Below are 16,461 nucleotides of genomic sequence, written 5' to 3'. Positions count from 1 at the left end.
CGATGAGCGAAGCAATCAAAAAGCCAGCGGGCCCTGAAGGCATCATTCAGATGCAGGGCGTGAACAAGTGGTACGGCCAGTTCCATGTGCTGAAAGACATCAACCTGAACGTGCGTCAGGGCGAGCGTATCGTGCTGTGCGGCCCGTCGGGTTCCGGCAAGTCCACCACCATCCGCTGCCTCAACCGTCTGGAAGAACACCAGCAGGGCCGCATCGTGGTCGATGGCGTGGAACTGACCAACGACCTCAAGCAGATCGAAGCGATCCGCCGTGAAGTCGGCATGGTGTTCCAGCACTTCAACCTGTTCCCGCACCTGACCATCCTGCAGAACTGCACCCTGGCACCGATGTGGGTGCGCAAGATGCCCAAGCGCAAGGCCGAGGAAATCGCCATGCATTACCTGGAACGCGTACGCATTCCGGAGCAGGCGCACAAGTATCCGGGGCAACTGTCCGGCGGCCAGCAGCAGCGTGTGGCGATCGCCCGCGCGCTGTGCATGAAACCGAAAATCATGCTGTTCGACGAACCGACCTCGGCACTCGACCCGGAGATGGTGAAAGAAGTACTCGATACCATGATCGGCCTGGCCGAAGACGGCATGACCATGCTCTGCGTAACCCACGAAATGGGCTTCGCCCGCACCGTGGCCAACCGTGTGATCTTCATGGACAAGGGCGAAATCGTCGAGCAGGCGGCACCGAACGACTTCTTCGACAATCCGCAGAATGATCGTACGAAGCTGTTCCTGAGTCAGATCCTGCATTGATCCGATTCAGGCGTTGAAATAAACCCGGACTCAGTTCCGGGTTTATTTTTGTCCGGATTTTGCCGGTTGCCCTGATTGGAAAATCTGACTACCCTGTCAGCAAATTCATCCCATGATTGGATGACAGGGCGAATTCCATGTCTGAAAACTCTTTATTGATCAAACGATCCCTGGTCGATCAGGCGCTGGATCAACTGCGTCAGCGGATCACCGACGGCAGCTGGCAGGTCGGTCAGCGGCTTCCCACCGAGCCCGAGTTGTGCGCCGAACTTGGCATCAGCCGCAATACCGTGCGCGAAGCGATGCGGGTGTTGGCGTTTTCCGGGTTGATCGAGATCCGTCAGGGTGACGGCAGTTACCTGCGGGCGGTGGTCGATCCGATGGACACGCTCAAGGCGCTGTCCAGATGCTCGCTGGATCAGGCCCGGGAAACCCGGCACATCCTTGAAGTCGAGGCCATCGGCCTGGCGGCCTTGCGCCGTACCGATGAAGACCTCGTCGCGTTGCGCGAAGCGCTGGGTGTCGCCGGCAGCCACTATCACGGCGACCTCGACAGTTACATCCGCTGCGATCTGGTGTTCCACCGGCGTCTGGTGGATGCCGCACACAATCCGACCCTCAGCGAGCTGTATCGCTATTTTTCCAGCATCGTCGGCGCGCAATTGCGCCAGACCCTGAATATCGTCCCCCGTCGACAGGAAGTCTTCGATTTGCACGTCGCCTTGCTTGAGGCCGTCGAGCAGCGCGATCCGGAGCGGGCCAAAGCCTTGTCGAGGCAGTTGATCAATGAACCTTGAAACCGAGAAAACCATGTCCCGCCCAGAAGTCTCCCCGGCACCCGTTCGCAAGGCCGAGCTCGAAGAATTGTTGATCGACGCCGAAGCCGATGACGAACAAGTGCAGCAAGGTCATCCGTTGGTGCGGCGCCCCTGGCTGTTGCTGCTGGGGTTGATTCTGGTGGCGTTGAACCTGCGACCGGCGCTGTCGAGCATGGCACCGCTGCTCAGTGATGTGTCGAAAAGCCTTGGTTTGTCGGCCGCTCAAGCGGGGTTGCTGACGACGTTGCCGGTACTCTGCCTCGGTCTGTTTGCTCCGCTGGCACCCGTGCTGGCGCGACGTTTCGGTGCCGAGCGGGTGGTCTTGGGGATTCTTCTGACACTGGCCGGCGGCATCATCCTGCGCAGCAACTTCGGCGAAATCGGTCTGTTCGTCGGCAGCGTGCTGGGCGGTGCGAGCATCGGCATCATCGGCGTGTTGCTGCCGGGCATCGTCAAGCGCGACTTCGCCAAACATGCCGGCACCATGACCGGCGTCTACACCATGGCCCTGTGCCTGGGCGCGGCAATGGCAGCAGGTTCCAGCGTGCCGCTGAGCGAACACTTCGACCACAGCTGGGCCATGGGTCTGGGTTTCTGGGTGATTCCGGCGCTGGTGGCGGCAGTGTTCTGGCTGCCGCAAATCGGCCAGAAGCACGGCGCGCACAACGTTGCCTATCGGGTCCGCGGTCTGCTGCGTGATCCGCTGGCGTGGCAAGTGACCTTGTACATGGGCCTGCAATCTTCACTGGCCTACATCGTGTTCGGCTGGTTGCCGTCGATCCTCATCGGTCGCGGGCTGACCCCGACCCAGGCCGGCCTGGTGCTGTCCGGATCGGTGATCATCCAGCTCGCCAGCTCCCTGGCGGCACCGTGGCTGGCCACGCGCGGCAAGGATCAGCGTCTGGCGATCGTGGTGGTCATGGCGCTGACGCTCGGCGGCCTGTTCGGTTGCCTCTACGCACCGATCGAAGGACTGTGGGGCTGGGCGATCCTGCTGGGCCTGGGGCAGGGCGGTACGTTCAGCCTGGCGCTGACCCTGATCGTGCTGCGTTCGCGGGATTCCCATGTCGCGGCCAACCTGTCGAGCATGTCCCAGGGCTTCGGCTACACCCTCGCGTCCATGGGGCCGTTCGCGGTCGGTGTGGTGCACGACTGGACCGGTGGCTGGAACGCCGTGGGCTGGATCTTCGGCATCATCGGTGCGGGTGCAATCCTCGCCGGCCTCGGTGCCGGACGTGCGCTGTATGTGCAGGTAGTCAGCGAAAAGGTCTGACGCGCGCACACTGTCGGTATTCGGAGTGCGAATGCCGATAGTGTTTCGGGCGTTTGCGGATTATCGTGCTGGCAATCTGTACCTTTCCTGGAGATTGCCCATGAGTGAAGAAGCCCACAGCGCCCTGATCACCCGTTTCTACCAGGCTTTCCAGCGCCTCGACGCCGAGGCCATGGCCGCCTGCTACACCGACGACGTGGTATTCAGCGATCCGGCGTTCGGCGAACTGCGCGGCCGCGATGCCGGTGATATGTGGCGCATGCTCACTACCCGCGCCAAAGACTTCTCACTGACCTTCGACAACGTCCGCTCCGATGAGCGCAGCGGCGGCGCCCACTGGGTGGCGACCTACCTGTTCAGCCAGACCGGCAATATCGTGATCAACGACATCCAGGCACGCTTCGTCTTCCGTGACGGCAAGATCTGCGAACACCACGACCACTTCGATTTGTGGCGCTGGTCGCGTCAGGCGTTGGGCTTCAAGGGCCTGCTGCTGGGTTGGACGCCGCTGGTGCGCAACGCCGTCCGTGCCCAGGCCCTGAAAGGGCTGAAGGCATTTCAGGCGAGTCGCTGATAAGATCGCGGCCTGTTTTCCTTACGCCTGAATTGTCCCGTGACCAGCCTCAGCGAAAATCCTCTCGATGCCGACGTACCAGTGAGCAAGTCCTGGTTCGTCTACCTCGTACGCGCCGCCAACGGTTCGCTGTACTGCGGGATCAGCGATGATCCCGTGCGCCGCTTTGCCAAGCACCAGAGTGGCAAGGGCGCGCGCTTCTTTCTTTCAAGCCCGGCGATGGCGCTGGTCTATACCGAGCTGTGCCGCGACAAGAGTGATGCGTTGCGCCAGGAGCGGTTGATCAAAAAACTCAGGAAGAGTGCGAAGGAGTGTCTGGTGGCGTCTTATCGGCCTGATTGATCGGGTGCAAGCGGTAGAAGTCTCTGCATGTCGAAGGCGCTGCCTGAGGCAAACGGCGGGCGAAAAAAAAACCGCCTTTGCGGGGCGGTTTTTCTGTAAACGCCGGTTTGCGGCCGGGTTTACTGCATCACAATGGACACACTAGCGTGGACGAAGATTATTCGGCTTTATGCCATCGAGCAAGTGGGAAAACCGTCTCGGTTTCGGCTGAGGCGGTTTTTTTCGAGAACTCTCCAGTGCCTTATCAACCTGACTGATCGGTTCCCATCAGCCGGATCCGTAGGCTGCGAACAAATTGCGCGCTAAGCTGCTGGCTCACTTTCTGTGCGGCGGAGCCGAGCATGTCCGAGTTGATCCTTCATCATTACCCGACCTCTCCCTTTGCTGAAAAGGCCCGGCTGCTGCTGGGGTTCAAGGGCTTGTCCTGGCGTTCGGTGCATATCTCGCCAGTGATGCCCAAGCCTGACCTGACCGCCCTGACCGGTGGCTACCGCAAGACCCCGGTGCTGCAGATCGGCGCCGACATCTATTGCGACACCGCGCTGATCGCCCGTCGCCTCGAGCAGGTAAAGGCCCAGCCTTCGTTCTTCCCGGATGGTCAGGAAATGATTGCCGCCAGTTTCGCTGCCTGGGCCGATTCGGTGGTGTTCCAGCATGCGGTGAGCCTGGTGTTTCAGCCCGAATCGGTGGCGGTGCGTTTCGGCAAGTTACCGCCGGAAGCGATCAAGGCCTTCCTCGCCGATCGTGCCGGACTGTTCAGCGGTGGCAGCGCGACCAAACTGTCAGCCGAACAGGCCAAACATCAATGGCCAACCATCATGGCGCGTCTGGAGCAGCAGCTGCAGCGTGAAGACGGGGACTTCCTGTTCGGCGAGCCGTCGATTGCCGACTTCGCCATGGCCCATCCGCTGTGGTTCCTCAAGGCGACCCACGTCACCGCGCCGCTGGTGGACGACTATCCGGCAGTGTCCGCATGGCTCGGGCGGGTGCTGGGCTTCGGTCACGGTGCGGCCAGTGCGATGAGTTCCGAAGAGGCGCTGGAGGTTGCACGCAGTTCGAAGCCGGCGGCATTGCCCGATGAGCAGTTTGTCGATCCGAACGGATTCGAAACGGGCCAGCAAGTCGTGATCGCGGCCACTGACTACGGCGTTGATCCGGTGGCCGGTGAGCTGGTGTTTGCCGGTCGCGAGGAGTTGATCCTGCGCCGTGAAGACGAACGTGGCGGCGTGGTGCATGTGCACTTCCCGCGTTTCGGTTTCCGAATCGAGAAACGCTGAAACAACTGAGGGAGCCGATTGGCTCCCTCGTTCATTTCAGTGCAGCGAGAATCTCGTTCGGATCAAACCCGCGAATCAACGTGCCATTGACGTCGATCAGCGGAATCCCGCGCCCGCCCAAAGCCTCGTAAGCCTTGCGTGCCTCGGCATCCTTCTCGATATCGAATTCCTTGAACGGAATGCCTTTCTGATCGAGAAAGCGCTTGGTCTGCTTGCAGTAACCGCACCAGTCCGTGGCGTACAACACGACATGGGCGTTGGCGCGGACCTGCTCGGACGCCATCTGCGATGGGTTGAATACCCGCTCGATCTTGCCCCAGTTCTGATAGACCACGACCACCAGTAGAACCAGCAGAACTTTTTTCAGCACATTGCCGAGCATCAGTTGCGACGCTTCAACTGATCGGTGAGCGAGGTCGGCAGACCTTTGATGATCAGGGTGCCGGCCTCTTCGTCGTATTCGATCTTCGAGCCCAGCAGGTGTGCTTCGAAGCTGATCGACAGGCCTTCGGCGCGGCCGGTGAAGCGGCGGAACTGGTTGAGCGTGCGTTTATCCGCCGGAATCTCCGGCGACAGGCCGTAATCCTTGTTGCGGATGTGATCGTAGAAGGCCTTTGGGCGCTCTTCGTCGATCAGCTCCGAGAGTTCTTCCAGGCCCATGGGCTCGCCGAGCTTGGCCTGGCTGCTGGCGTAGTCGACCAGGGTCTTGGTCTTTTCGCGGGCGGAATCTTCCGGCAGGTCTTCGCTCTCGACGAAGTCGCTGAAGGCCTTGAGCAGGGTGCGGGTCTCGCCCGGGCCGTCGACGCCTTCCTGGCAGCCGATGAAGTCGCGGAAGTACTCCGAGACCTTTTTGCCGTTCTTGCCCTTGATGAACGAGATGTACTGCTTGGACTGCTTGTTGTTCTGCCACTCGGAAACGTTGATCCGCGCCGCCAGGTGCAGTTGGCCGAGGTCGAGGTGGCGCGACGGTGTCACATCCAGTTGTTCGGTCACTGCCACGCCTTCACTGTGGTGCAGCAGGGCGATGGCCAGGTAATCGGTCATGCCTTGCTGGTAGTGGGCGAACAGCACGTGGCCACCGACCGACAGGTTCGATTCTTCCATCAGCTTTTGCAGGTGCTCGACCGCGACTTTGCTGAACGCGGTGAAGTCTTTGCCGCCTTCCATGTACTCCTTCAGCCAGCCGCTGAACGGGAACGCACCGGACTCCGGATGGAACAACCCCCAGGCTTTGCCCTGTTTGGCGTTATAGCTCTCATTGAGATCGGCGAGCATGTTCTCGATGGCAGCGGACTCAGCCAGTTCGGAGTCACGGGCGTGCAGGACTGCGGGTGTGCCGTCGGGTTTTTTGTCGATCAAATGGACGATGCAATGACGGATCGGCATAGGCTTCTCGGCTGGTGGAAGGGGGGAGGGCGGGCTCCCCCGAAAAAGCGCTCAGTGTACCGCAACCACTGGATTTGGCGCGGGGTGAAGGGCAAATCCGGGTCACCCGACGGCCCTTATGCATTTATTTACCGATTTAGCGCAATAAACCTGACCATTTGGCTAGCTAGAGGCGGATATTTCCTTGTCTCTGTGCTAGTTTTGCCCGGTCTTGTGCGAAGTCACCGCGACAAGCATGCATTCAGCTTTTGTCAGGTCGAACCAAACCTTGATTTCGGCATCTATAACCCCGACTCGTCGTGGTTATCGCCGAGGGTGCCAGATCCAGAAGATCGGGCTCGATGGCTGACACTGCACTCTGCAATCCATATGAATTTGATAGGGAAGGAACACTACATGGCTCTTACTAAAGACCAACTGATCGCCGACATCGCTGAAGCTATCGACGCGCCGAAAGCCACCGCGCGTGCCGCTCTGGACCAACTGGGTCAAATCGTTGCCGATCAGCTGGAAAACGGTGCCGAAATCACTTTGCCAGGTATCGGCAAGCTGAAAGTGACCGAGCGTCCTGCCCGCACTGGCCGTAACCCGTCGACTGGCGCTGCCATCGAAATCCCTGCCAAGAAAGTGGTCAAGATGGTTGTGGCCAAAGGCCTGACCGACGCTGTGAACAAGTAAGACGCAGCGATAAAAAAAACCGTGCACCGGAGCGATCCGGGCACGGTTTTTTTGCGCCTGCTGTTTGTGTTTCAGCAGTAGCGGCGGCTGCTTTGCGCTCAAGCGCCGCCCTGGTTGAAGCGTATTACTTGCGAACCCAGCGCTCGCGCCGCCAGATCTGCTGTTCGGACTTGGTCTGGAAGGTCCAGGCGACGAAGCGGCTCTGCTTCTGCCCCTGGGACATTTCCACCACCTGGCTTTCCAGCGCGCCGGCCTTTTTCAGCGCGGTTTCGATGGCAGGCAGGTTCGAGGCTTTCGAGACCAGGGTGCTGAACCACAACACCTTGTGCGCAAAGTTCGCACTTTCGGCGATCAGTTGCGTCACGAAGCGCGCCTCGCCACCTTCACACCACAGCTCGGCCGACTGACCGCCGAAGTTCAGCACCGGTAATTTGCGCTTCGGATCGGCCTTGCCCAGGGCCCGCCACTTACGCTCGCTGCCCTTGGTGGCTTCTTCCATCGACGCGTGGAATGGCGGGTTGCACATGGTCAGGTCAAAGCGCTCGCCGGGCTCCAGCAGGCCGATCAGGATGTGCTTGCGGTTTTCCTGCTGGCGCAGCTGGATGACCTTGTTCAGGTTGTTGGACTGGACGATGGCCCTGGCGGCGGCCACGGCGGTCGGATCGATCTCCGAGCCGAGGAAGTGCCAGCGGTATTCGCTATGACCGATCAGCGGATACACGCAGTTGGCGCCCATGCCGATATCCAGCACATTGACGATGGCTCCGCGCGGAACCACGCCATCGTTGTTGCTGGCCAGCAGGTCCGCCAAAAAGTGGATGTAGTCGGCACGGCCCGGCACCGGCGGGCACAGATAATCGGCCGGGATGTCCCAATGCTGGATACCGTAGAACGATTTGAGCAGCGCCCGGTTGAACACACGCACCGCATCGGGACTGGCGAAGTCGATGCTTTCCTTGCCGTACGGGTTGGTGATCACGAACTTCGCCAGTTCCGGCGTGGTCTTGATCAGCGCCGGGAAGTCGTAACGACCCTGATGGCGATTGCGCGGGTGCAGGCTGGCTTCTTTACGCGGTTCCACGGGCTTGGCCGGGGTGGCGGAGTCAGGCTTCTTGCGCGCAGGTTTCGGTGTACGTGGGGCGTTCATGGGCGTGGTCGATTCGGGTAGGGCTGAAAGTGGCGGCTATTGTCCCACAGGGCGCTGCGTTGTTGGCCGGAAAAGTGCCGGGCACAAAAAAGGGAGGCCGTTGCGGGCCTCCCTTTTTCAGTGCGATTTGCCGTTACAGGCTGGCAATCCGCGCGTGCTGCTCGGCCAGCTTGGCCAGAGCCTGTTCGGCTTCGGCCAGTTTGGCGCGTTCCTTCTCGATGACTTCGGCCGGGGCCTTGTCAACGAAACCGGCGTTGGACAGCTTGCCGCCAACGCGCTGGACTTCGCCCTGCAGACGCAGGATTTCCTTGTCCAGACGTGCAAGCTCGGCGTTCTTGTCGATCAGGCCGGCCATCGGCACCAGCACTTCCATCTCGCCAACCAGCGCGGTGGCAGACAGCGGCGCTTCTTCGCCGGCCGCCAGCACGGTGATCGATTCCAGACGCGCCAGCTTCTTCAGCAGCGCTTCGTTTTCGGTCAGGCGGCGCTGATCTTCGGCGGTGACGTTTTTCAGGTAGATCGGCAGCGGTTTGCCCGGGCCGATGTTCATTTCGCCACGGATGTTGCGCGTGCCGAGCATCAGGCCCTTGAGCCATTCGATGTCGTCTTCGGCCGCCGGATCGATGCGCTCTTCGTTGGCCACCGGCCAGGGTTGCAGCATGATCGTCTTGCCCTGAATGCCGGCCAGCGGCGCGATGCGCTGCCAGATTTCTTCAGTGATGAACGGCATGAACGGATGCGCCAGACGCAGCGCCACTTCCAGTACGCGAACCAGCGTGCGGCGGGTACCGCGCTGACGCTCGACCGGCGCGTTTTCGTCCCACAGCACAGGCTTGGACAGTTCCAGATACCAGTCGCAGTACTGGTTCCAGATGAACTCGTACAGCGCTTGCGCCGCCAGGTCGAAACGGAACTGATCCAGTTGACGGGTCACTTCGGCTTCGGTGCGTTGCAATTGCGAGATGATCCAGCGGTCTGCCAGCGACAGCTCGTAGGCTTCGCCGTTCTGGCCGCAGTCTTCGCCCTTGTCCAGAACATAACGCGCGGCGTTCCAGATCTTGTTGCAGAAGTTGCGATAGCCTTCGACGCGGCCCATATCGAACTTGATGTCGCGACCGGTGGAGGCCAGCGAGCAGAAGGTGAAGCGCAGGGCGTCGGTGCCATAGCTGGCGATGCCGTCGGCGAACTCTTCGCGGGTCTGCTTCTCGATCTTCTTCGCCAGCTTCGGCTGCATCAGGCCGGACGTGCGCTTCTGCACCAGGGTTTCCAGCTCGATGCCGTCGATGATGTCCAGCGGGTCCAGGACGTTGCCCTTGGACTTGGACATCTTCTGGCCCTGGCCATCACGCACCAGACCGTGTACGTAAACGGTCTTGAACGGAACCTGCGGCGTGCCGTCCTCGTTCTTGATCAGGTGCATCGTCAGCATGATCATCCGGGCGACCCAGAAGAAAATGATGTCGAAACCGGTGACCAGCACGTCGGTGGAGTGGAATTTTTTCAGGAACTCGGTCTTTTCCGGCCAGCCCAGGGTAGAGAAGGTCCACAGGCCCGAACTGAACCAGGTGTCGAGCACGTCGTTGTCCTGTTGCAGCGCAACGTCCGGGCCGAGGTTGTGCTTGGCGCGCACTTCGGCTTCGTCGCGACCAACGTAGACCTTGCCCGACTCGTCGTACCAGGCCGGAATCCGGTGGCCCCACCACAGCTGACGGCTGATGCACCAGTCCTGGATGTCGCGCATCCACGAGAAGTACATGTTTTCGTACTGCTTCGGCACGAACTGGATACGGCCGTCTTCAACGGCAGCAATCGCAGGCTCGGCCAGCGGTTTGGTGGACACGTACCACTGGTCGGTCAGCCACGGTTCGATGACGGTGCCGGAGCGGTCGCCTTTCGGCACTTTCAGGTTGTGATCGTCGACGCTGACCAGCAGGCCGGCCGCGTCGAACGCGGCCACGATCTGCTTGCGTGCCTCGAAACGTTCGAGGCCGGCGTACTCGGCCGGAATCTTGCCGTCGATGCTGTCGTTCAACGTACCGTCGAGGTTGAACACTTGCGCCGCCGGCAGCACGTTGGCGTTCTTGTCGAAGATGTTCAGCAGCGGCAGGTTGTGGCGCTTGCCGACTTCATAGTCGTTGAAATCGTGGGCCGGGGTGATTTTCACGCAGCCGGTGCCGAATTCAGGATCGCAGTAATCGTCGGCGATGATCGGAATGCGGCGGCCGACCAGCGGCAGCTCGACAAACTTGCCGATCAGGGCTTTGTAGCGCTCGTCGTTCGGGTTAACCGCGACGGCGGAGTCGCCGAGCATGGTTTCCGGACGGGTGGTCGCGACGATCAGGAAGTCGTTGCCTTCAGCGGTTTTCGCGCCGTCGGCCAGCGGGTACTTCAGGTTCCACAGGAAACCTTTCTCGTCATGGTTTTCCACTTCGAGGTCGGAAATCGCCGTGTGCAGCTTGGTGTCCCAGTTGACCAGGCGCTTGCCGCGGTAGATCAGACCGTCTTCGTGCAGGCGCACGAACGCTTCTTTAACGGCTTCGGAGAGGCCGTCATCCATGGTGAAGCGCTCGCGGCTCCAGTCCACGGACGAGCCGAGGCGGCGGATCTGACGGCTGATGTTGCCGCCGGACTGATCCTTCCACTCCCAGACTTTTTCGAGGAATTTCTCGCGGCCCAGATCGTGGCGATTCTGGCCCTGAGCTTCGAGTTGACGCTCCACCAGCATCTGCGTGGCGATACCGGCGTGGTCGGTGCCCGGCTGCCACAGGGTGTTGCGACCCTGCATGCGGCGGAAACGGATCAGGGCGTCCATGATCGCGTTGTTGAAACCGTGACCCATGTGCAGGCTGCCGGTGACGTTCGGCGGCGGGATCATGATGGTGTAGGAGTCGCCCGCGCCTTGCGGGGCGAAGTAGTTCTCGGACTCCCAGGTGTTGTACCAGGAAGTTTCAATGGCGTGCGGCTGGTAGGTCTTATCCATGCGCGGCGGGACCCTATTGGCATTTATTCAGGAAAAGCCGGGAAGTATAGCGGGGCATGGGGCGCAGGGCGAGCGGGGCGGGCCGGGTGGAGGGCTAAATGTGGGAGCTGGCTGACCAGCGATGGCGGCGCCGCGGTTTTTCAGGAAAGCCGCAGTGATGCTGTCGCTGGCCAGTCAGCTCCTACAGGAGATCGGGGGGATTATTCGTACTGGCCGAGAAGCCGTTCCATCCGCGCCTCGAGGCGACGTTTGATTTCGGTTTCGATGTGCGGTGCGAAATCGTCGATCACGTCCTGCATGATCAGTTGCGCGGCGGCGCGCAGTTCGCTGTCCAGGTGCAGGAGCGCGTCGGGACCTTTATCCACAGGTGCAGCGGCAGGCTGCGGGGCAGGCGTCGGCGGGGGTGCAGCTTCGGCGGCTTGCGGTGTGTTGTCGATCGAATCGAACAACATCGGAATCTGTTCCTGTTCGCCATCATCGACCGTGTCGGTCAGCAGCGGCGGTTGCAGGTTGTCATCACCGAGCAACTGGCGGATCGACTCGAGATCATCCAGCAGGTGCGCGGGTTTTTGCAGCGGTTTTGGAGTGTCCATCGGCGTACTCAGAGTCGCTGTAAACGGTGGTCTTGCAGAGGATAGCCCTGTTCGCGGTAGAAACGGAAACTCTCCCGCGCCGCAGTGCGAATCGTCGGATCTTCCACCACAACCTCCGCCACCCGGGCGAATTTGTTGGCGAAAGCCGGGACTTTCAGGTCGAGGTTGACCAGCAAGTCCGCGTACTGGCCGCAGTCATCGCCCCATCCCAACACGATCAAACCTTCCGGTTCGCTTTCAGCCGGGCCGTGAGGCACGAAGGTTTCGCCCTTGAACGCCCACAGCCGCGCATCGAGATCATCACGCTGGGCGGCATCGCTGCAATGCAGGTAGATGCGGTGGCCCATGCGCCACGCTTTCTCGGTGAGCTTGCAGGCAAAGTCCAGGCGAGCCGAAGGATCGGCGCTGGGCAGGATATAAAAGTCGACTTTGGTCATTGCGGTTCCTGAGCTGAAAGCGGCGCCTCTCAAGAAAGGCGCCGCCCGCAGTCATCGGTTTCAGGCTTTGGCGCGGTCCAGCAGGTATTGGGTCAGCAGTGGAACCGGACGGCCAGTGGCGCCCTTGTCCTTGCCGCCGCTGGTCCAGGCGGTGCCTGCAATGTCCAGGTGCGCCCAGTTCAGTTTTTTGGTGAAGCGCGACAGGAAGCAGGCGGCGGTGATGGTGCCGGCTTTCGGACCGCCGATGTTGGCGATGTCGGCGAACGGGCTGTCCAGTTGCTCCTGGTACTCATCGAACAGCGGCAGTTGCCAGGCGCGGTCGTCGGCAGCCTTGCCGGCGCTCAGCAGTTGCTCGATCAGCTCGTCGTTGTTGCCCAGCAGGCCTGACGTGTGGGCGCCCAGAGCAACGACGCAGGCACCGGTCAGGGTGGCGATGTCGATTACCGCTTGCGGCTTGAAGCGCTCGGAGTAGGTCAGGGCGTCGCACAGCACCAGACGGCCTTCGGCGTCGGTGTTGAGGATTTCCACGGTCTGGCCGCTCATGGTGGTGACGATGTCGCCCGGACGCGAAGCCGTGCCGCTCGGCATGTTCTCGGCGCAGGCGAGGATGCACACCAGGTTGATCGGCAGTTTCAGTTCCAGCACGGCGCGCAGGGTACCGAACACGCTGGCGGCGCCGCCCATGTCGTACTTCATCTCGTCCATGCCGGCGCCCGGCTTCAGGCTGATGCCGCCGGTGTCGAAGGTGATGCCTTTACCGACCAGCGCGTACGGCTTCTCGGATTTCTTGCCGCCGTTGTATTGCATGACGATCAGACGCGGCGGCTGGGCGCTGCCCTGGCCGACGGCGTAGAACGAACCCATGCCCAGCGCCTTGATCTTCTTCTCGTCGAGGACTTCGACTTTCAGATCCTTGAACTCTTTGCCGAGGTTCTTGGCCTGTTCGCCCAGGAAAGTCGGGTGGCAGATGTTCGGCGGCAGGTTGCCCAGGTTGCGGGTGAACGCCATGCCGTTGGCGATCGCAGTGGCGTGGTTCACGGCGCGCTGCACTTCGGCCTGAGCGGCCTTGATGGTCAGCAGGGTGATCTTCTTCAGGGCGCGCGGTTCGGCTTTCTGGCTCTTGAACTGGTCGAAGGTGTATTCGCCGTCGATCAGGGTTTCGGCCAGCAGTCGGGTCTTGCCGTAGCTGTCGCGGTTCTTGACGATGATTTCATCGAGCGCCAGCACGGCGTCGCTGCCACCCAGGCCTTTAAGCGTGTTGAGGATGCCGGCGACGATCTTGCGGAACGGACGGTCGCCCAGTTCTTCATCCTTGCCCACGCCGACCAGCAGCACGCGTTCGGCTTTCAGGTTCGGCAGGCTGTGCAGCAACAGGCTCTGACCGACCTTGCCGGCCAGGTCGCCACGCTTGAGCACGGCGCTGATGGCGCCGCCGCTCAGTTCGTCGACCTGCCTGGCGGCAACACCGAGTTTGCGGCCTTCGCCGATGGCAACCACCAGGGTGGCGGTTTTCAACGTTTCTGGGCTAACGCTTTTTACAACCAGTTCCATGTCCGGATCCCTGAATGAATGGTCAACACGCAGGCGTTCGACGTGTCCGCCGTCGCCTGCTTATAGAGAGAAGAGGCGCAGGCCAGTGCCTGCGACAGAGGCGGCAGTTTGAACCTCGCTCACCGCGCCTGACAACCCTCGGTTGTACGATCTTCAACGGATTGCATGCTTGCGTGAGTGTGTGCAGTGACAGGCGCCCTCAATCACAGGATAATGCCGCATCTTTTTTCGACGGCTCTGCCTTGCGGGCCCGTCGATACGTTTGCTTGTTTGGCCGCCTTAGCCTGACAACCCTGGAGTGTCTGGTTTGATCGTCTTCCGTTATCTGTCCCGCGAAGTCCTGTTGACCCTGAGTGCGGTAAGCGCCGTGCTGCTGGTCATCATCATGAGCGGTCGCTTCATCAAATACCTCGCCCAGGCCGCTGCGGGCCAGCTCGATCCGGGATCGCTGTTCCTGATCATGGGCTACCGTCTGCCGGGCTTCCTGCAACTGATCCTGCCGCTGGGCCTGTTTCTCGGGATCCTGCTGGCGTACGGCCGGTTGTACCTGGAAAGCGAAATGACCGTGCTCTCGGCCACCGGCATGAGTCAGCAGCGTCTGTTTCGCATGACCCTGTTCCCGGCCACCCTGGTGGCGCTGGTGGTGGCATGGCTGAGCCTGAGCCTGGCCCCGCAAGGCGCCAACCAGTTCCAGCTGCTGCTGAACAAGCAGGACGCCCTGACCGAGTTCGACACCCTCGAGCCCGGCCGTTTCCAGGCCCTGCGCGACGGTACGCGGGTGACCTACACCGAAACCCTGAGCGACGATCGGGTCAACCTCGGCAGCGTGTTCATCTCGCAGAAGAACCTCGGCGCCAACCAGAAGGATCGCGGCATTTCCGTGCTGGTGGCAGAAAAGGGCCGTCAGGAAGTGCGTCCCGACGGCAACCGCTACCTGATCCTCGACAACGGCTACCGCTACGACGGCAGCCCGGGTCAGGCCAACTACCGCGCCATCCACTACGAAACCTACGGCGTGCTGCTGCCCAAGCCGGATGTCAGCGAGGAAGTCACCGACCGTGACGCCATGCCGACCTCGTCTTTGCTGGGCAGCGACGACATCCGCTCGAAAACCGAATTGCAATGGCGCCTGTCGCTGCCGTTGCTGGTGTTCATCGTGACCCTGATGGCGGTGCCGCTGTCGCGGGTCAACCCGCGTCAGGGACGTTTCCTCAAGCTGCTGCCGGCGATTCTTCTTTATATGGCTTACCTGACCATCCTGATTGCCGCCCGCGGCGCCCTTGAAAAAGGCAAGATTCCACCGTCGCTCGGTTTGTGGTGGGTGCACGCGATCTTCCTGTTCATCGGCCTGGGCCTGTTGTACTGGGAACCTCTGCGCCTGAAGCTGGCCAGCCGTCGCAGCGCTGCGCTGGAGGTGGCCCGTGGTTAAACTCGACCGCTACATCGGCAGCAGCGTATTCATTGCGATCATCGCAGTGCTGGCGATCATTCTCGGCCTGGCGACCTTGTTCGCGTTCATCGACGAGATGGGCGACGTCAGTGACACCTACACCCTGGTCGATGTCCTGAGTTTCGTGCTCCTGACCGCGCCACGCCGCATGTACGACATGCTGCCGATGGCGGCGCTGATCGGCTGTCTGATCGGCCTCGGCAGTCTGGCGAGCAGCAGCGAACTGACGGTAATGCGCGCTGCCGGTGTGTCCATCGGGCGCATCGTCTGGGCGGTAATGAAACCGATGCTGGTGCTGATGCTGGCCGGTGTGCTGATCGGCGAGTACGTGGCGCCGGTCACCGAAAGCATGGCCCAGGCCAACCGTTCGCTGGCGCAAGGCAGCGGCGACGCGCAAAGCGCCAAGCACGGCATGTGGCACCGCCAGGGCGAGGAGTTCATTCACATCAACTCCGTACAGCCCAACGGTCGCCTGTATGGCGTGACTCGCTATCACTTTGACAAAGAGCGTCATCTGCTGAGCTCGAGCTTCGCCAAGCGCGCCGAGTTCGATACCGATCACTGGCAGCTGACCGACGTAACGACCACCAGATTCCACGAGCGCAGTACCGAAGTGGTCAATACACCGGTCGAGCGTTGGGATGTCTCGCTGAGCCCGCAATTGCTGAGCACTGTGGTGATGGCGCCGGAATCGCTGTCGATCACCGGCCTGTGGGGTTATATCCACTACCTGGCCGATCAGGGCCTGAGCAACGGTCGTTACTGGCTGGCATTTTGGGTCAAGGTGTTGCAGCCGCTGGTGACCGCTGCCCTGGTACTGATGGCGATCTCCTTCATCTTCGGTCCGTTGCGTTCGGTGACCCTCGGTCAGCGGGTATTCACCGGTGTGCTGGTGGGTTTCACCTTCCGCATCGTTCAGGATCTGCTGGGTCCATCCAGTCTGGTGTTCGGGTTCTCGCCGCTGTTCGCGGTGCTGGTGCCGGCTGGCGTATGTGCGCTGGCGGGTGTCTGGCTGTTGCGTCGAGCCGGTTGATGAACAAGGTTTCACCCGTGCTTTAGCCTTGGAAACGCCTCGGTCGTCAGATCGGGGCGTTTTTGCATGCAATCCGGGTGACAGGCGAACGTGACGCTTGCGCCGTGTATCAGGTACAATTCCCGGCTATTTTTCGGCGGGCCAAGCCTGCAGCC

General features: G+C 61.2%; 16 protein-coding genes. 9 read left to right on the top strand and 7 right to left on the bottom strand.

Translation table 11 applies throughout. The features are described 5' to 3' along the window. Positions 1-2: 2 nt before the first annotated feature. The 6 genes from MKZ87_RS11280 to MKZ87_RS11255 all read left to right on the top strand — a co-directional run bounded on the left by MKZ87_RS11280 (position 3) and on the right by MKZ87_RS11255 (position 5,051). Positions 3-767, top strand: a complete 765-nt coding sequence (locus MKZ87_RS11280; protein ID WP_085698554.1) for an amino acid ABC transporter ATP-binding protein — start codon at positions 3-5, stop codon at positions 765-767. Between the two features lie 137 nt (positions 768-904). Next, on the top strand, positions 905-1,564 hold the full coding sequence (locus MKZ87_RS11275; RefSeq protein WP_085698555.1) for a FadR/GntR family transcriptional regulator: 660 nt from the start codon (positions 905-907) through the stop codon (positions 1,562-1,564). Beyond that, on the top strand, positions 1,554-2,858 hold the full coding sequence (locus tag MKZ87_RS11270; protein WP_266200896.1) for a CynX/NimT family MFS transporter: 1,305 nt from the start codon (positions 1,554-1,556) through the stop codon (positions 2,856-2,858). Before MKZ87_RS11275 ends, MKZ87_RS11270 begins: the two co-directional genes overlap by 11 nt. Before the next feature lie 100 nt (positions 2,859-2,958). Next, on the top strand, positions 2,959-3,432 hold the full coding sequence (locus MKZ87_RS11265; RefSeq protein ID WP_266200894.1) for a nuclear transport factor 2 family protein: 474 nt from the start codon (positions 2,959-2,961) through the stop codon (positions 3,430-3,432). Positions 3,433-3,471: 39 nt separating this feature from the next. After that, positions 3,472-3,774 carry a GIY-YIG nuclease family protein gene (locus tag MKZ87_RS11260; RefSeq protein WP_085698557.1) on the top strand — a complete coding sequence of 101 codons (303 nt, stop codon included), beginning with the start codon at positions 3,472-3,474 and terminating at the stop codon, positions 3,772-3,774. Positions 3,775-4,115: 341 nt separating this feature from the next. Then, positions 4,116-5,051: a glutathione S-transferase family protein gene (locus tag MKZ87_RS11255; RefSeq protein ID WP_085698558.1), complete on the top strand. Its 936-nt coding sequence runs from the start codon at positions 4,116-4,118 to the stop codon at positions 5,049-5,051. A gap of 31 nt (positions 5,052-5,082) precedes the next feature. On the opposite strand, the gene MKZ87_RS11250 is transcribed toward MKZ87_RS11255, so the two are convergent. Continuing rightward, positions 5,083-5,433: a glutaredoxin family protein gene (locus tag MKZ87_RS11250; RefSeq protein WP_085702526.1), complete on the bottom strand. Its 351-nt coding sequence runs from the start codon at positions 5,431-5,433 to the stop codon at positions 5,083-5,085. Then, the gene (gene yejK, locus MKZ87_RS11245) at positions 5,433-6,437 is read right to left on the bottom strand and encodes a nucleoid-associated protein YejK (RefSeq protein ID WP_085698559.1); all 1,005 of its coding nucleotides are present in this window, start codon (positions 6,435-6,437) and stop codon (positions 5,433-5,435) included. Before yejK ends, MKZ87_RS11250 begins: the two co-directional genes overlap by 1 nt. 396 nt (positions 6,438-6,833) lie before the next feature. Between yejK and MKZ87_RS11240 the strand changes: the two genes are divergently transcribed. Continuing rightward, complete coding sequence (locus MKZ87_RS11240; protein WP_085698560.1) at positions 6,834-7,115, top strand: HU family DNA-binding protein; 282 nt, start codon at positions 6,834-6,836, stop codon at positions 7,113-7,115. Between the two features lie 124 nt (positions 7,116-7,239). On the opposite strand, the gene rlmF is transcribed toward MKZ87_RS11240, so the two are convergent. The 5 genes from rlmF to MKZ87_RS11215 all read right to left on the bottom strand — a co-directional run bounded on the left by rlmF (position 7,240) and on the right by MKZ87_RS11215 (position 13,823). Further along, positions 7,240-8,262 carry a 23S rRNA (adenine(1618)-N(6))-methyltransferase RlmF gene (gene rlmF / locus MKZ87_RS11235; RefSeq protein WP_085698561.1) on the bottom strand — a complete coding sequence of 341 codons (1,023 nt, stop codon included), beginning with the start codon at positions 8,260-8,262 and terminating at the stop codon, positions 7,240-7,242. Positions 8,263-8,395: 133 nt separating this feature from the next. Next, positions 8,396-11,242, bottom strand: coding sequence for a valine--tRNA ligase (locus MKZ87_RS11230; RefSeq protein WP_085697239.1), 2,847 nt, complete (start codon positions 11,240-11,242; stop codon positions 8,396-8,398). Between the two features lie 200 nt (positions 11,243-11,442). Next, positions 11,443-11,835 (bottom strand): DNA polymerase III subunit chi, encoded by a 393-nt coding sequence (locus tag MKZ87_RS11225; protein ID WP_085697240.1) that lies wholly within the window; start codon positions 11,833-11,835, stop codon positions 11,443-11,445. Between the two features lie 8 nt (positions 11,836-11,843). Then, entirely contained in the window at positions 11,844-12,272 is a 429-nt protein-coding gene (locus tag MKZ87_RS11220) for a DNA polymerase III subunit chi (protein WP_266200891.1), read from the bottom strand. A gap of 60 nt (positions 12,273-12,332) precedes the next feature. Next, positions 12,333-13,823, bottom strand: coding sequence for a leucyl aminopeptidase (locus MKZ87_RS11215; protein ID WP_085702535.1), 1,491 nt, complete (start codon positions 13,821-13,823; stop codon positions 12,333-12,335). A 307-nt stretch (positions 13,824-14,130) separates the two neighbouring features. Here MKZ87_RS11215 and lptF point away from each other — a divergent pair, with 307 nt between their 5' ends. Together lptF and lptG are read left to right on the top strand one after the other, a co-directional pair. Beyond that, entirely contained in the window at positions 14,131-15,252 is a 1,122-nt protein-coding gene (gene lptF, locus MKZ87_RS11210) for an LPS export ABC transporter permease LptF (protein ID WP_085697243.1), read from the top strand. Further along, positions 15,245-16,306 (top strand): LPS export ABC transporter permease LptG, encoded by a 1,062-nt coding sequence (lptG, locus tag MKZ87_RS11205; protein ID WP_085697244.1) that lies wholly within the window; start codon positions 15,245-15,247, stop codon positions 16,304-16,306. Before lptF ends, lptG begins: the two co-directional genes overlap by 8 nt. The last annotated feature ends 155 nt before the right edge of the window (positions 16,307-16,461 follow it).

Source organism: Pseudomonas sp. MCal1, assembly GCF_026341415.1.
Classification (GTDB): Bacteria; Pseudomonadota; Gammaproteobacteria; order Pseudomonadales; family Pseudomonadaceae; genus Aquipseudomonas.
This window is presented reverse-complemented; position numbering and strand designations above follow the sequence as displayed.

Excerpts from the sequence above, each read along its gene's own strand:
- MKZ87_RS11240 (WP_085698560.1), top strand. The coding sequence starts at position 6,834 with ATGGCTCTTACTAAAGACCAACTGATCGCCGACATCGCTGAAGCTATC.
- MKZ87_RS11230 (WP_085697239.1), bottom strand. The coding sequence starts at position 11,242 with ATGGATAAGACCTACCAGCCGCACGCCATTGAAACTTCCTGGTACAAC.
- MKZ87_RS11280 (WP_085698554.1), top strand. The coding sequence starts at position 3 with ATGAGCGAAGCAATCAAAAAGCCAGCGGGCCCTGAAGGCATCATTCAG.
- yejK (WP_085698559.1), bottom strand. The coding sequence starts at position 6,437 with ATGCCGATCCGTCATTGCATCGTCCATTTGATCGACAAAAAACCCGAC.
- MKZ87_RS11265 (WP_266200894.1), top strand. The coding sequence starts at position 2,959 with ATGAGTGAAGAAGCCCACAGCGCCCTGATCACCCGTTTCTACCAGGCT.
- MKZ87_RS11215 (WP_085702535.1), bottom strand. The coding sequence starts at position 13,823 with ATGGAACTGGTTGTAAAAAGCGTTAGCCCAGAAACGTTGAAAACCGCC.
- MKZ87_RS11270 (WP_266200896.1), top strand. The coding sequence starts at position 1,554 with ATGAACCTTGAAACCGAGAAAACCATGTCCCGCCCAGAAGTCTCCCCG.
- MKZ87_RS11220 (WP_266200891.1), bottom strand. The coding sequence starts at position 12,272 with ATGACCAAAGTCGACTTTTATATCCTGCCCAGCGCCGATCCTTCGGCT.
- MKZ87_RS11225 (WP_085697240.1), bottom strand. The coding sequence starts at position 11,835 with ATGGACACTCCAAAACCGCTGCAAAAACCCGCGCACCTGCTGGATGAT.
- rlmF (WP_085698561.1), bottom strand. The coding sequence starts at position 8,262 with ATGAACGCCCCACGTACACCGAAACCTGCGCGCAAGAAGCCTGACTCC.
- MKZ87_RS11255 (WP_085698558.1), top strand. The coding sequence starts at position 4,116 with ATGTCCGAGTTGATCCTTCATCATTACCCGACCTCTCCCTTTGCTGAA.
- MKZ87_RS11275 (WP_085698555.1), top strand. The coding sequence starts at position 905 with ATGTCTGAAAACTCTTTATTGATCAAACGATCCCTGGTCGATCAGGCG.
- MKZ87_RS11250 (WP_085702526.1), bottom strand. The coding sequence starts at position 5,433 with ATGCTCGGCAATGTGCTGAAAAAAGTTCTGCTGGTTCTACTGGTGGTC.